At 69.8% G+C, this 14407-nt stretch carries 13 protein-coding genes and 2 tRNA genes; 7 read left to right on the top strand and 8 right to left on the bottom strand.

Annotated features, from left to right (window positions below):
• Positions 1–72 precede the first annotated feature (72 nt).
• The 3 genes from orn to VM306_RS30235 all read left to right on the top strand — a co-directional run bounded on the left by orn (position 73) and on the right by VM306_RS30235 (position 2575).
• Positions 73–678 carry an oligoribonuclease gene (gene orn, locus VM306_RS30245; RefSeq protein ID WP_325521154.1) on the top strand — a complete coding sequence of 202 codons (606 nt, stop codon included), beginning with the start codon at positions 73–75 and terminating at the stop codon, positions 676–678.
• A gap of 65 nt (positions 679–743) precedes the next feature.
• Positions 744–816, top strand: a tRNA-His gene (locus VM306_RS30240).
• Between the two features lie 133 nt (positions 817–949).
• Entirely contained in the window at positions 950–2575 is a 1626-nt protein-coding gene (locus tag VM306_RS30235) for an ABC-F family ATP-binding cassette domain-containing protein (RefSeq protein ID WP_325521153.1), read from the top strand.
• A gap of 13 nt (positions 2576–2588) precedes the next feature.
• On the opposite strand, the gene VM306_RS30230 is transcribed toward VM306_RS30235, so the two are convergent.
• The gene (locus tag VM306_RS30230) at positions 2589–3722 is read right to left on the bottom strand and encodes a L,D-transpeptidase (protein WP_325521156.1); all 1134 of its coding nucleotides are present in this window, start codon (positions 3720–3722) and stop codon (positions 2589–2591) included.
• A gap of 284 nt (positions 3723–4006) precedes the next feature.
• Between VM306_RS30230 and VM306_RS30225 the strand changes: the two genes are divergently transcribed.
• Positions 4007–4080: transfer RNA gene (locus tag VM306_RS30225), tRNA-Lys, on the top strand.
• Positions 4081–4203: 123 nt separating this feature from the next.
• Here VM306_RS30225 and VM306_RS30220 read toward each other — a convergent pair.
• The gene (locus VM306_RS30220; protein ID WP_325521152.1) at positions 4204–6063 is read right to left on the bottom strand and encodes a DUF1996 domain-containing protein; all 1860 of its coding nucleotides are present in this window, start codon (positions 6061–6063) and stop codon (positions 4204–4206) included.
• A gap of 141 nt (positions 6064–6204) precedes the next feature.
• On the bottom strand, positions 6205–7614 hold the full coding sequence (locus tag VM306_RS30215) for an alpha/beta fold hydrolase (protein ID WP_325521151.1): 1410 nt from the start codon (positions 7612–7614) through the stop codon (positions 6205–6207).
• Between the two features lie 167 nt (positions 7615–7781).
• Between VM306_RS30215 and VM306_RS30210 the strand changes: the two genes are divergently transcribed.
• Together VM306_RS30210 and VM306_RS30205 are read left to right on the top strand one after the other, a co-directional pair.
• Positions 7782–8618 (top strand): alpha/beta hydrolase, encoded by an 837-nt coding sequence (locus tag VM306_RS30210; protein WP_325521150.1) that lies wholly within the window; start codon positions 7782–7784, stop codon positions 8616–8618.
• A 42-nt stretch (positions 8619–8660) separates the two neighbouring features.
• Positions 8661–9014: a VOC family protein gene (locus VM306_RS30205; protein ID WP_325521149.1), complete on the top strand. Its 354-nt coding sequence runs from the start codon at positions 8661–8663 to the stop codon at positions 9012–9014.
• Here the strand turns inward: VM306_RS30205 and VM306_RS30200 are convergent.
• The 3 genes from VM306_RS30200 to VM306_RS30190 are packed head-to-tail and all read right to left on the bottom strand — an operon-like array spanning position 9011 to position 11633.
• On the bottom strand, positions 9011–10663 hold the full coding sequence (locus tag VM306_RS30200; RefSeq protein WP_325521148.1) for a methyltransferase: 1653 nt from the start codon (positions 10661–10663) through the stop codon (positions 9011–9013). The genes VM306_RS30205 and VM306_RS30200 overlap by 4 nt on opposite strands.
• Positions 10664–10681: 18 nt before the next feature.
• Positions 10682–11323 carry an FAD-dependent monooxygenase gene (locus tag VM306_RS30195; protein WP_325521147.1) on the bottom strand — a complete coding sequence of 214 codons (642 nt, stop codon included), beginning with the start codon at positions 11321–11323 and terminating at the stop codon, positions 10682–10684.
• On the bottom strand, positions 11283–11633 hold the full coding sequence (locus tag VM306_RS30190; RefSeq protein ID WP_325521146.1) for an FAD-dependent monooxygenase: 351 nt from the start codon (positions 11631–11633) through the stop codon (positions 11283–11285). Before VM306_RS30190 ends, VM306_RS30195 begins: the two co-directional genes overlap by 41 nt.
• A gap of 411 nt (positions 11634–12044) precedes the next feature.
• Between VM306_RS30190 and VM306_RS30185 the strand changes: the two genes are divergently transcribed.
• Positions 12045–12449, top strand: a complete 405-nt coding sequence (locus VM306_RS30185) for a hypothetical protein (RefSeq protein WP_325521145.1) — start codon at positions 12045–12047, stop codon at positions 12447–12449.
• 30 nt (positions 12450–12479) lie between these two features.
• Here the strand turns inward: VM306_RS30185 and VM306_RS30180 are convergent, their stop codons facing one another.
• A complete protein-coding gene (locus VM306_RS30180; protein ID WP_325521144.1) occupies positions 12480–13244 on the bottom strand; it encodes an AfsR/SARP family transcriptional regulator in 765 nt (254 codons plus the stop codon).
• A 353-nt stretch (positions 13245–13597) separates the two neighbouring features.
• Positions 13598–14065: a hypothetical protein gene (locus tag VM306_RS30175; RefSeq protein ID WP_325521143.1), complete on the bottom strand. Its 468-nt coding sequence runs from the start codon at positions 14063–14065 to the stop codon at positions 13598–13600.
• Positions 14066–14407 lie beyond the last annotated feature (342 nt).

Below are 14407 nucleotides of genomic sequence, written 5' to 3'. Positions count from 1 at the left end.
GCACGAGGAGCGTAACCAGGTTGCCGCACGCCGCCACTCGAAGTTGACGCCCCTCGCAGTAATGTTTCCGGCGTGATGGATCGTCTGGTGTGGATCGACTGCGAGATGACCGGACTCGACTTGGGCAAGGACGCTCTGATCGAGATCGCGGCACTGGTCACGGACGCCGAGCTCAACGTGCTCGGCGACGGCGTGGACATAGTGATCCACGCCTCCGACGACGTGCTCGCCTCGATGCCGGAAGTCGTCATGGAGATGCACGCCAAGTCGGGCCTGACAGAAGAGGTGCGTGCCTCCGCGGTGTCGGTGGAAGAGGCCGAGGCGGCCGTGCTGGCGTACATCAAGGAGTGGGTCCCGGACCCGCGCACGGCACCGCTGGCCGGCAACTCCATCGCCACGGACCGCGGCTTCATCGCCCGCGACATGCCCGCGCTGGACGCGCACCTGCACTACCGGATGGTCGACGTGTCGTCGATCAAGGAGCTGTGCCGGCGCTGGTACCCGCGCATCTACTACGCGCAGCCGGGCAAGGGTCTCGCGCACCGGGCGCTCGCCGACATCATCGAGTCGATCCGGGAGCTCGCGTACTACCGGCGCACCGCGTTCGTGCCGCAGCCGGGTCCGACGACCGAGCAGGCCCAGGCCGTGGCCGCTGAGCTGCTCAAGAACACCGACTGACCCCCGATTTCAATATCAGTAGCTGTCATTGCTATGCTTCCTCTGCCGGTCAACGACCGGTGATGGTGGGTGTAGCTCAGCTGGCAGAGCACTGGGTTGTGATCCCAGGTGTCGCGGGTTCAAGTCCCGTCACTCACCCGGATAAGCCGGATTGTGTTCGCGGAAAGCGCGAACGCAATCCGGCTTCGTTGTGTTTCCTGGGGGCCGAGCCCCCAGACCCCACGCCGGGGGCAAGCCCCCGGACCCCCATCCACTGGTTGCCGGAGACTTCATGACCACGCTCGTCGCCAAGGATCTCGCCGCGGGTCACGGGGATCGCGTCCTGTTTTCCGGCCTCAACCTTGTGGTCGCTCCCGGCGACGTCATCGGGCTCGTCGGCGTGAACGGCGCGGGCAAGTCGACCCTGTTGCGGACGCTGGCCGGCCTCATTCCCGCCGAGGAAGGTCGCGTGTCGATGAACCCGCCTTCCGCGAACGTGGGGCACCTCTCGCAGGAGCCGGAGCGTCTCCCCGGCGAGACCGTGCGCGACTTCCTGGCCCGCCGGACCGGTGTCGCCGCAGCTCAGGCGGACCTGGACCGTGCCACCGAGGCGTTGACCGCCGGCAACGACGAGGGCTACTCGGACGCGTTGGACCGCTGGCTCGCGCTGGGCGGCGCCGACCTGGAGGAACGGTCGCTGGAGGTCGTCGCGGACCTGGGCCTGACCGTGGGCCTGGACGCCTTGATGACGTCGCTGTCCGGCGGCCAGGCGGCGCGGGCGGGCATGGCGTCTGTGCTGCTCAGCCGCTACGACATCTTCCTGCTGGACGAGCCGACCAACGACCTCGACCTCGACGGCCTGGAGCGGCTGGAGAAGTTCGTCACAGGGCTGCGCGCGGGCACGGTGGTGGTGTCGCACGACCGCGAGTTCCTGGCCCGCACGGTGACCAGCGTGCTGGAGCTCGACCTGCACCAGAACGCCGTGCGCCTCTACGGCGGCGGCTACGAGTCCTATCTGGAGGAACGGTCACGGGCCCGTCAGCACGCCCGTGACGACTACGAGGAGTTCGCGGACACCAAGGCCTCGCTGGAGGCCCGTGCGCGCATGCAGCGGGCGTGGATGGACAAGGGCGTGAAGAACGCCCGGCGCAAGGCGGGCGACAACGACAAGAACGCCCGCAAGTTCCGCGCCGACGCCACGGAGAAGCAGGCCTCGAAGGCCCGCCAGACCGACCGGATGATCGAACGGCTGGACGTCGTCGACGAACCCCGCAAGGAGTGGGAGCTGCGGATGGAGATCGCCGCGGCCCCGCGTTCCGGTGCGGTCGTGGCGTCGCTGCGGGCGGCGGTGGTGCGGCGCGGGTCGTTCACGCTGGGCCCGGTGGACCTGCAGATCGACTGGGCGGACCGGGTCGCGATCACCGGGGCGAACGGCGCGGGCAAGTCGACGCTGCTGGCCGCGTTGCTGGGACGCGTCGAGCCGGTCTCGGGCTACGCGACGCTGGGGTCCGGCGTGGTGGTCGGCGAGGTGGACCAGGCGCGCGGCCTGTTCCTGGGCGACCTGCCGCTCGTGGACGCCTTCGAGGAGGCGGTGCCGGAGATGACGCCGGCCGACGTGCGGACGTTGCTCGCGAAGTTCGGCCTGAAGGCGGCGCACGTGATGCGGACCGCCGCCTCGCTGTCACCGGGTGAGCGGACGCGGGCGGCGCTGGCGTTGCTGCAGGGCCGCGGGGTGAACCTGCTCGTGCTGGACGAGCCGACGAACCACCTCGACCTGGCCGCGATCGAGCAGCTGGAGCAGGCGCTGGAGAGCTACACCGGCACGTTGCTCCTGGTGACGCACGACCGCCGGATGCTGGAATCCGTCCGGGTGAACCGTCACCTGACCGTGGAAGCCGGCCAGGTGACGGTGTCCTGAAGTCCTGAACGCTCTAGCGGTTGCCCTGCACCCAGGTCGCCCACGGCACCTGCCAGTCGCCGAAGCCGTCCCACGACTCCAGCACGGGACCGCCGGAGTTGGCGACCGTGACGACGTCGCCCTGCTTGCTGTTGTCGAACACCCACTTGGCGTTCTCCGGCGACAGGTTGAGGCAGCCGTGGCTCACGTTGCGGTGCCCCTGGTCACCGACGGACCACGGCGCGCTGTGGAAGAAGATGCCGCTGTTCGACATGCGGTACGCCCAGTCGACCGGCGTCTTGTAGCCGCCGTTCTCCAGCGCGAGGCCGTACGTCGTCGAGTCCATGATCATGTGGTCGTGCTTCTCCATCAGCACGTACGTGCCGGTGGGGGTGGTGTTGGCCGCGTTGCCCATCGACGTGGGCATGGTGCGCACGACCTGGCCGTTGACCTTGACGTTGACCTGGTGGGTCTGGCCGTCCGCCTCGTAGATGACCTCGTCGCCGACCGTCGTGGTGATCGTGCGGTCTTCCTGGCCGTAGATGCCGTCACCGATGTGCTTGCCGTAGACCTTGATGTTCATCGTGATCTTGGTGCCCGGCTTCCAGAACTTCTCGGGACGCCAGTGCACCTCCTTCTTGTTGAACCAGTAGAAGGCGCCCTCGACCTTGGGCTCGGTGGTGATCTCCAGCATCTTCTCGGCCGCGGCCTTGTCGGCCACCGGCTCGTCGAAGTAGAAGGCCAGCGGCTGCCCCACGCCGATCGTGGTGCCGTCCTGCGGGTTCGTCGACACGTAGGTCAGCGTGCGCGGCTTCACGGTGGTGAAGGTCGACTCCTTCACCTGCTGCTTGCCGTCCTCGCCCGTGGCCGTGGCGACCATCTTGTACGTCTTCGAGTACCCCAGCGGCTCGGTGTTGGTCCACTGCGTGCCCTCGGGGTTCATCTTCCCCTCGACGGCCTTGCCGTCGCCGTTGAACAGCTTGACGTCGTTGAGCTTCCCGTCGGCCGCCGTGGCGATGACCGGCAGCCCCGGCGACACGTCGGCAGCGCCGTTGTTCAGCGCCAGCGTCAACGTCACGGGCTTCGCGGGCGGAGGAGCGGAGCTCGACTCCCCTCCGGCGGCGATGCTCGCCCCCTCGCCGCCACCCGAACAGCCTGCGATCAGCATCACAGCGAGTCCCGCCGTGACCACCCCACGACCGCGCCTGCCCCACATCCCCATCGACGTACTTCCGATCTGCTCGTCGCCACTCCCGAGACTGCCTGCACTAAGTCGCTTGGGCGTCCCCCGATTAGGTGACGACACGAGGTACCCCGAAGTTGCGCAAGTGGCCGGATCGTTACGTGGCCGATGCACCGCCAAACGGGTGCTGACCAGCTGATTGGGAGCGCGCGTCAGCCGTGTGCTAACGTTCTCCACGTCGGAACGGCAAGTTACCGGCACACAAACAAGCGCCGCTAGCTCAGTTGGTTAGAGCAGCTGACTCTTAATCAGCGGGTCCGGGGTTCGAGTCCCTGGCGGCGTACATCGGAGAAGCAGGTCGAGATTCGTCTCGACCTGCTTCTCTGTTTTTCATGGGTTCACGCCAACGGGGAGCCTCCGCGGACCTCAGGTCCGCGGAGGCGCCCCGTTGTGGGTCAGGCGTGGGTCAGGTGCACTTGCGCCCGTCGTTCACGCACCTCACGATCTTCGCCATCGTCTGGTCGGAGTTGACGTTGGCGAAGTCGTTGTGGTCGGAGAACGGGTTGTGGTTCTCCTCCGGGAACGCGTCGAGCTGGTACTGGCCCTTCTGCTGGACGTCGCGGGAGATGCTGTAGGAGATGCTGATCCGCAGCTGCGGGATGGCCTTGAAGCCCTGCGGGCACGCGCCGGTCTGCTTGTCGGCGAACCGGACGTGGTCGCGGTGGTTGGCGCTGTCGGCGTTCTTGCCGTCCCAGCAACCGGCGAAGTTGTGCACGCGCGTGACCTTGCTGCCGTTCGGGCAGATCACGTACTTGTCGGACAGGCGGTCCTCGAAACCGCTGCAGGTCCACGTGGCGCGGGCGTTGGCGGGGCCGCGGCTGGTCGGCTTGGCGTCACCGGTGACCATCTTCAGGAACTTCGGCATGCCCGTGACCTTGCTGGTCGCGTTGCCGCGGTACTCGATCTTCACCTCGGCCGGCCGGACGATCTTGCCGTTGTTGCCGACGAGCTCCAGGTTCTTGCCGGTGGGAGCGGCCAGGGGCGGCGGGGCGACGGTCGTGGTGGTGGCACCGCCGTTGTTGTTGCCGCCGTTGTTGTTGCCGCCGTTGTTGCCGCCGTTGTTGTTGTTGCCGCCGTTGTTGTTGTTGCCGTTGTTCTCGTTGCCGCCCTCGTCGCCCTCGTTGAGACCGCACTTCGCGAGGCGGTCCAGCCCCTGCGGCTTCTCGGCGTTGCGCCCGATCGCGATCGCGATCCGGTCGAGGGTCGCGGCCCGCTTGTCCTTCAGCGGCCCAAGGATCGCGTTGTCGATGAAGTTCGCGCCGCCCTGGCCCTTGGTGGTCACCAGTCGCTGGTTGGCCTCGGCGATCTGCTTGTCCAGCTGGTCGAGGTTGCCGTCCACCTCGTCCAGGGCCTGGTCCGGCACGCCCGGCAGTGCCTCGCGCGCCGACGGGCACTTGATCGTCGGCGTGGCGGCGTCCTGCTCGGCGCCGTTCTGCTCGGCCTGCTGGAGAACGCCGTCCGCGGCGAACTTGTGGGGCTTCGACGAGTGGTCGCCGTGGCCGCCTCCGTGGCCCCACCGCAGGTCGCAGTCGGCGAGCGGCGTCAGGTTCGGCTTGCGCGCTGACCGGCTGAGGGCGTTCGCGATGCGGTCGAGGGTGGCGACCCGCTTGCTGCGCAGCGGGCCGAGAACGGTGTTGTTGACGAAGTTCGGGTCGCCGGGGTTCTGGGCGCGCGCCACCCGGTCGTTGGCTTCCCTGAGCTGCTGCGCCAGCTGCTGGAGGTTGCGGATGACCTCGTCGCGCACCCGCTGCGGAACGGCGGGCAGGCGCTGGGCGACGCCCGGACACGCGACCTCGCCGGGGCCGTTCTCCTTGATCTTGCCGGGGTCGGAGCCGACGTCCTGCGGGTTGGCCTTGGGGTTGACGCGCACGACCGGCCAGAAGTAGGACGAGCGGTCACCGTTGCGGCAGGTCGTCTCCGAGTCGACCAGGCTGTCGTCGGTCGACTCCGCGCTGATCGACAGGTTGCCCACGAAGTCGTGGACGTGCTGGGCACCGTGCTTCAGACCCGGCTGGGCGACCGGGTTGTCGGCACTGAACTTGCCGTTCTCGTTCGTGCCGCAGTCGACCGTGAACACGCCACCGGCGCCGTTCTTGCCGACCTTCGGGTTGACGACGTTCTTGTCCACCCGCTCGATGGGCACGAAAGCACCGAGCGGCGCGGGCTCACCGTCCTTGGCGGCCAACGCCACCGTCGCGGTGCCCGCCGCGACCACGGCCACCGCCGACAACGAAGCGATCAGGCGGAACTTCCGTCTGTCCGTCACGCGGTGCGTCATACGTACTCCTCGTTCAAGCGGCGCATGAACGGGAGTACGTACAGCGGGGTTCATCGGCTCAACCGAATTGTTACCGTTCACCTCGCTGCCGCCGCAGGAGGGCCGCGGGCAGGCGTTCGCCGCCGGTGCTCAGCGGCTGGCGGCCGGGATCGGAGCGCCGGGGCAGGAGCCGTCGCTGGTCCTGCCCGTGTCGAAGAACTCGACGGCCTTGGCCGCGCACGGCAGGTCCATCAACGACCCGTGCTCGTCGTCCTCGACGGTGAGCAGCGTCCCGCCGATCCGAGTGCGCATCTCGCGTGCCCAGCCGATCGGGGTGATCGACTCGTAGAGGTGCCCGACCAGTTGCAACGGGCTGGTGCCCGCGCTGAACTGCCAGGGCGTCGCGGGCAGCGGCCAGCCGACGCAGCGGACGTCGTCGTAGGGGTAGCGGCCCGCGATCGGCAGGTCCTCGAGCAGGTCGAGGCGGTGCTGCCAGATCTCGTCGAAGTCGCGGGTGCCGCCGGAGTCGTTGCAGAACACCGAGGTCTGCTGGAACGGGTTGAACCCGAGCACGTCGGTGTCCCAGCCGAACGCGGCGGGTTCGCCCTGCGCCGTCGGAGGCTTCGGCGTGCCGTCGCGCAAGGCCACCAGCCAGCGGCCGGCGGCGGACCAACCTCGGCGCGGGGAGGTGATCTGGCCGTCGAAGGCGTCGACGCGGCGGGTCTGCCGGGCGCGCAGGTCGAGCAGTGCCTGTCGCACGTGGGCCGCGGTGGCGCCGAAGCCGTAGACGTCGTTGCCGCGGGCCAGCCACGCGGTGAACTCGTGGAAGGTGTTCTCCCTCGCGGTCAGCTTTCCCCTGTCCAGCTCCAGCATGCTCAGCCGCGGTTGCATCACCGAGTCGAGCAGCATCTTGTCGACGTGCTGGTCGAACAGGGTCCGGTACTGCGCGCCGAGCGCGGTGCCCCAGGAGATGCCGTAGTAGCTGATCTTCTGCTCGCCGAGCGCCTGGCGGATGCGGTCCACGTCCCGCGCGATCGTGATCGTGCTCAGGTTGCGCGCGAACTCGGGGTCGGCTGCCACGCAGCGCTGGTGGTTGCGACCGTCGCGTTCGGCGATGAAGCGTTCCCTCTCCTTGTCCGGCAGGGAGGGATCCGGCTGGGTCCGGTCGTCCTCGCACTTCACTCCGCCGCTGTAGGCGACTCCGCGCGGCGCGAAGCCGATGAGGTCGTGGTGCACGCCGATACCGGCGGCCTGGGACGCGAGCACCTCCCGGGGCAGGCCCATGCCGGAACCGCCGGGGCCGCCGGGGTTGAGCAGCACGACGCCGGTCCTGGTGCCACTGGCCTTGATCCTGCTGATCGCGATGTCGATGGTGCGGCCGCCGGGCGCGGCGTAGTCGAGGGGCACGGTCACCATGGCGCACTCGGTGCGCTCGTCGTCCTGCGACCAGGTGGTCACGTCCCTGCACAGCCGCCACTGCAGCGTTTCGGCCGTGGCGACCCCTGGGACGAGCGCCGCCACCACGGCGAGCACCGGCCCGAGCATCTTCACTGTCTTCATGGAACTCACCCTGGACGGCAACGGCAGTTGATCTCCTCGGCCGATCGGCCGGTCACCGGCGCCGAACGGCTGGACCACCACATCCCGCGGAAACTGCTGCTTGACTCCAGTAGGCTAATGGCATTAGCTTTTAGAAGACGCACATTAGCTAACGAAGTGGGACAGTGATGACGGAGTTCCTGGAACTCGCGGGTGGACGGATCGCTTACGACGTGGCCGGGGAGGGGCCGCTGATCGTGCTCGCGCACGGCATGGGCGACAACCGCGAGGCCTTCCGCGAGGTGGCGACCCAGCTGGTCGGTGCCGGGTACCGCGTGGCCAACGTCGACCAGCGCGGGCACGGGGAGTCCAGCGCCGACTGGCCGTCCTACACGCGCACGGACTCGGGCGCCGACCTGCTCGCCGTGGTCCGGCACCTCGGCGGGCCCGCCGTGCTGGTGGGGCACTCGTTCGCCGGTGGCGGTGTCACCGTCGCGGCCGCGCAGGAGCCCGAGCTGGTCAGTGCCATCGTGCAGGTCGGGCCCTTCACCCGTGCGCAGAAGCCGGACCTCGGCGGTCTGTTCACCCATGCCCGGTATCGCAAGGGAGCGTTGCTGCTCGTGGGCATGGGCCTGACCGGCAGCCTGCCGAAGTGGCTGCGCTACCTCGACCACGCGTTTCCCGGCTCGCGGCCCGCGGGCTACGCCGAGCACCTCGCCTCGATCGAGGCGGACCTGAGCAGGCCCGGCCGGATGAAGGTCGTGCAGAAGATGGGCACGTCGTCGGCCGCCGACGCGGGGGCGCGCCTCGGTGACGTCCGGTGCCCCGTGCTCGTCGTCCAGGGATCGCTGGACCCCGACTGGGTCGACCCGCGCGCCGAGGGCGAAGCGATCCTGGCCGCGCTGCCGCACGGACTCGGGCGGCTCGAGATGATCGACGGCGCGGGGCACTACCCGCACGTCCAGTTCCCCGGCGCGGTGGTCGAGCTGGTCCTGGAGTTCCTCGGAACGAACGCGCGGGGCTGATCAGGACAGCGACTGTCCGCACGCGGTGCCATCGTGCCGCGCATGATCGGACGCCGGCACGGCCTGGTGATCGACTGCCCCGACCCGCGGGGCCTCGCGGAGTTCTACGAGAAGGTGCTCGGCATGGTCAGGGTGCAGGACGACGACGGGTTCGTCGTCATCGGTGACGCCCCCGACCGGCCCGGTGTGGCGTTCGCGCGGGTCGAGAGCGGGCAACCGCCGAGGTGGCCGGAGGAGACCGCGCGGATGCACTTCGACGTGCGCGTCGGCGACCTGGCCGAGGCGGGCGAGCAGGTGGAGGCGCTCGGTGCGCGGCGACTCGAGGGCGGCGGCGAGCGGTTCCGCGTCTACGCGGACCCCTCAGGCCACCCCTTCTGCCTCGTCAGCTGGAGCTAGGCCAGCCGGGCGCGCATCACGTGCGCGTCCAACGGCAGCGCGTGCGTCCCGACCAGCTCAAGCCCCGCCTCTGCCAGCAGCGCGCGGTAGTGCGACTCGGAACGCTCGCGGCCGCCCGTGTTGCACAGCATGTGGATGTCCCACGGGATGGCGAGCGAGTCGGCGTCACCGGCTTCGGGCAGCAGCCGCTCGATCACCAGCAACTCGGCGTGCGCTGGCATGCTGCGCGCGCACGTCTCCAGGATCGTGCGGCACTGGTCGTCGTCCCAGTCGTGCAGCACGCGTGAGAGCAGGTAGACGTCACCGCCGCCGGGGATCGCCCTGGTGAAGTCGCCGGCAACGAGCGACACGCGGCAGGCCAGGTCGGCGAGGCGCGGTTCGGCGGCGGCCAGGGGGTTCGGGAGGTCCAGCAGGACGCCGCGCAGTGCCGGGTTGGCGTGCAGGACGCGGGACAGCAGCTCGCCGTTGCCGCCGGCCACGTCGACGACGGTGCGGACGCCGGAGAAGTCCACGGCCTTGGTGACGCCGGTGAAGATGGCGTTGCTCGCCGCCATCGAGCCGTGGAAGAGCTCCGCGAGCGCCGGATCCGCCGCCATGTGGGCGAAGTGGTGGGCACCGAACGTCTTCGCGTACGACTCCTCCCCGCTGCGGACGGACTCGGTGAGCCCGGCGAACGAGCGGTAGAACGGGCCGCCGTACATCGACGCCAGCGGGCGCATCGAGCCCGCGAGGTCCGAGCGCAGCAGCTCGCCCAGCTCGGTCGGCGCGTGCCCGCCGCCGGACGTGCGGACGACGCCGAGCGAGGTGAGGTAGCGCAGGAGCCTGGCCAGGCTGCGGGGTTCGGTGCCGGTGGCCAGGGCCAGCGAGGGCAGGTCGGCGAACGACGCGAGGTGGTCGAGCAGGCGCAGTTCGGCGGCGGTCGCGATGGCCTGCGTCGCCCACGCGCCGGTCAGCAGGCGCAGCAGCTCGGTGCCGGCGCACGACTCGCGCTGGTGGACGGCCTGCAGCTGCGGGAACCGGCCGGTGGCGACCAGTTCCAGCCGGCGGAACGCGGGATCGGCGCGGTGCGCGTCGCGGAAGTAGAGGACGGTGCTGTTCTCGTAACCGTTGTAGCCGCCGCCGTCAGGCCGCATGATGCCGGTGATCGTCGTGCGCAACCCGCGCAGCAGCACCGGATCCGGCCGGTGCACCGCCAGCGCGACGTGGTTCTCCCGCTCGTGCCGGCGTTCGTCCTCCGCGATGTGCGCCAACGACGGCGGCGTCACCAGCACGAAGATCTCCAGCTCGCACGGCCGGCCTTTGCGGTCGGTGACGGGCGCGCGCAGGATGCCGACCCGCAGGTCCGCGAGGGGCACGGAGTACCGGCCGCTCAGCCGTTCGCGGACGACCACGCTGGGCGTCATCGCGCCGACCTCGATGCCGCGCGACGAGAGCTCCTCCGTCAGGCCCGCCAGGGTCTCCGGGAAGATGAGCACCGCGACGTGGTCGAGGGTGGCGTGCCGCGTCACGGCCGCCCGCTGCTCGGCGTCCAGGGAGGGCAACGCGGCCGCCAGAGCCGAGTGGGTGTCGTGTGCGCCGATGAGCGCCATCGCCGCGGTGAGGCGGTCGACGTCGGTCGCGGCGAGGACGGGTGTGCGTGTCGAGACCATGATGAGTGTCCCTGGGGCTCAGATGCCGACGTAGTTCTCGGCGAAGTAGTTCTGGTGGGCGCGGCACTCGCGCAGGCTGTCGAGCAGGGCGCGGTGGAAGCCGTCCACCTGCGGGTGGAGGAGGTCGATCATCCAGCGCGAGGACTCCCGCGCCCGCCAGACGCAGGGCAGGTGCGAGTAGGCGGCCAACGGCTGTTCGTCACCGTCCAGCGCGGAGACCACGGCGGAGGCCGGCACCTCGGCCTCCATGATCGCCAGGTTGGCGCCCTTGGCGGCGGACGGGCTGATCAGGCTTGCCGAGTCGCCGACGAGGAACAGCCTCTCGTGCTGGATCGGGTCGGAGACCTCCGGCCGCAGCCGCACGATCCGCCGTTCGGTGAGCGGGCCCTGTTCGAGCTGACCGAAGACGCCGGTGCGCATCCGGACGTCGAGCGCCGCCCAGATCCGTTCGTCCGTCCAGGTCTCCGGGTCGTCGCCGGGAGGGACCTGGAGGTAGTAGCGCGTCACCCCGGAGCTGCGCGCCATGTGGCCCGCGAACCCGCCGTCGTGCAGGGCGCAGGTGACCGCGGCCATGCTCTGCGGCACCTCCGCGAGCACGGTCAGCCAGCTCACGCCGTGGTCATGGCGGTACCGCCGCCCGGGAACCGCCGTGCGGGTCACGCCGCCGCCACCGTCGCAGCCGGTGGGGAACCGGCCGGTGGCGACGCCTTCGCCCTGGTCGTCGCGGTGCTCGGCCAGGCCCTGGCGCTCTCCAGGCCGAGGAACCCGCCCTCGCCCGGACCTGCACCTGCTCGCGGCTCGCCCGTTCGACGACGAGGGTGTCCACGCCCTCCGCGCGCAGGAGGTTGGCCAACACGAGTCCCGCCGGCCCCGCGCCCGCGATGAGCACGGTCGTGTGGTCGACCACCCGATCCGGTCCTCTCTGCCACCGAACCCGCGACGGGCCCGTTGCAGCAGCACTTGACCGCATCTACCAGGGCGTATGCGAGCGGCTCGCCGGAGGCGGGGACCATGACCACTCCATCGTGTCGCCGCCGCGCCGCCTCACGTGGTCCGCACCGGCCTGGACGCCCGCGATCCGGCATTCACCACGAATGACACTTCGCCGGAATCGGCGCGAACCTCGCGGTCCACGAGACCCGTACCGCACGAGTACCCGCCCGCGACGGAAACAACCGGAGATTTCCTTCGATCATTCACAAAACGCGGCCTCCACATCATCCTGAATTCCGTACACGAATAGGCTACTTCCCACGCCACGAGCATTCAGGGGCGCATACTCGATCCATGAGCCGATTTAGTTCTATCGACTTTGTCCTCATGGCCTTTTCTGTTTCCCGGGCCTGCCGGGGCTCACCTTCTTCGTGACAGGAGCCATCTCATGAACATTCGCCGTGTCGCAGCCTCGGTCCTGGCTGCCGGTGCCGTCGTCGCACTGGTCGTGGTACCGGCCGGGGCCACCTCTCCGAAGCCGGCGCCGGCGAGCCCGGTGCAGGCAGCCGCACCGCCCGCCGGTTGCGTGACCGCCATCGCGGCCGCCGTCGACAGCGCCAACGCGGCCGCCGCGGCTGCCGCCAAGGTCGTCGACTCCGCCGCCGCGGCAGCCGCGGCCAAGGCGTTCGCGGACGGTGCCGCCAGCGGGACGCCGGCCGGCATCAGCGCCGCCGGAGCCACCCTGGGTGAGTTCAGCGCCGCCGCCGCGACGGCCGCCGCGGCCAGTGCCGCCGCCTACGCCACCTCCACCGGCGCGACCGTCACCGTCCTCGCTGCCTGCGCCAAGGCATAGGGCACGCGCACCGGGGCCGCCGCCTGCCGGTCATCGGCGTGGCGGTCCCGTGCGCCCCTCGACCAGGTCCCGGAGTTCCAGCGTGGGTGCAAGGCCCAGGTCCGCGTGCAGGAGGCGGCTGAACCGGTCGAACGCGTGCACCGCCTCGGACTGGTTGCCCTCGGCCAGGTGGACGCGGATGAGAGCGGTCTGGGCGCTCTCCCGCAACGGGTCGGCCCGGACGACGGCTCCCGCCGCGGCCGTGGCATCACCGAAACGCCTCGCCTCGACCAGGCCGGCCACCACCGCCTCCAGCGCGTGGAGCCGGAGCTGGCGCCAGTCCTCGGCCTCCAGGAGCACCCAGTCGTCGTACCAGAGCGGCAGCAGTTCCGACGACAGGGTGGCGACCGCTTCCACGCTCAGGTCCACCGCGGCGTGCGGACCGGCTTTGAGCAGGCGGTGGGCGAGAGCCTGGGCGTCGTGCAGGTCGACCGAGACAGTGGGCGCGAGCTCCAGACTGGACGGGGTGACCAGCAGCGTTTCCCGGCAGGTGCGGTTCATCCGGATCAACGTCGACCTCAGCGCCGCGTAGGCGTGGCCCTCGGTCGCGTCCGCCCACAGGGAGTTCGCCACGAGCAGCCGTCCCACCGCCCGTGGGCGCATCGCCATGAACGCCAGCAGGCGTTCCGCTCCCCTGGGGATGGTGATGATGCCGGTCCCCCCGGTGAGCTTGAACCCGTCGAGGAGCACGACGCGCGAGCCCGCCTGGTGCGAGTGAGGCGCCAGGCATGCGTTCGGCGTCGCGAGCGTGGTCACGGGTTCGGCGCCGCTGTCACTTCGAGGAAACGCGAAAGGGTGATCACGGTGAGCACTTCGACCTCGTTCCGCACGTCCTGCCGCTACCGGATTCGGAACAGGCTGGGACCGAACCCGCCGGCTGCCCCGTACCGATCAGGCTATCAGCGGGAACACGACGAACAGCCTTGGCGCGCAACGGTTCTCCCGGCCTCCGGACCCGTCACGCGTGAGGCGGGACGGGCTGCCTCCCAAACCACTCGTTCGGGTTCGCTCCACGATTCAAGCCGGGCATGCGGCACGACCCGGCTCCTCCCGGAGCCGGGTCGCGCATCGCTCTTCTGATCTACGGGTCGCCTCGGCGGTGCCCAGGCCTACGACTCGCAGCTGGTGCGGAGGTCGGGGGGAACGCCCACGGGGCCGCAGGAGTCGGTGTTGTCGCCGCCGTTGAGGGTGTCCTCGGCGAAATCGTTACCGGGACCTCTGAGCGTGTCGTTGCCCGCGGAGCCGTTCAGCGTGTCGATGCCCAGGTTCCCGTTGAGGGTGTCGTTGCCCACCCCACCGGTGAGCGTGTCGTTGCCGTTGCCGCCGTTGAGGGTGTCGGCGTAGGCCGTGCCGGTGACGGTGTCGTTGCCACCGGCGCCGTACACGGTCTTGCCTGGGCTGGCGCTGGTGCAGTCGATCGTGTCGTTCCCAGCGGACCCGTACACCGTGGTGTCCGTCTGCGTCACACCGGGACCGATCGTGCAGGGAACCGCCGCCGAGGCACTGCCCGCACCGGCGATACCACCTATCACGATGACGCTCGCCGCCAGGACCGGGTAGAGCTTTCGAATTCGCACTTTGTCCTCACTTTCCCACTGCGGTGATTCGGATGACCACAGCGTGTTCCGGGTGGCGTTACCGACGCGTGACGCCGTGCGACATCGACCGGCCATTCCGCCGAAGAGGTGGGTTGAAGTTGTCACCCAGGCCCCGATGGCGCCGCCTCTTCGCCTCAGCTCGCGGAGTGGAGCGCGAGCCGAGGCGTTTGTCGTGCTTCAGGAAATGAACTCCTCATGAGACGCGTCCGCGCCGTTTTCCACACGGTGTTCGGGGCCACCATCGCGGCAGGGAGCCTGGTCACCCTCGCGCCGGCGGCACCCGCTCGGCCTGGGGCAACCGCCGGGATGGCCGGAGAAGAC

Source organism: Lentzea sp. (assembly GCF_035525475.1).
Taxonomy (GTDB): Bacteria; Actinomycetota; Actinomycetes; order Mycobacteriales; family Pseudonocardiaceae; genus Lentzea.
This window is presented reverse-complemented; position numbering and strand designations above follow the sequence as displayed.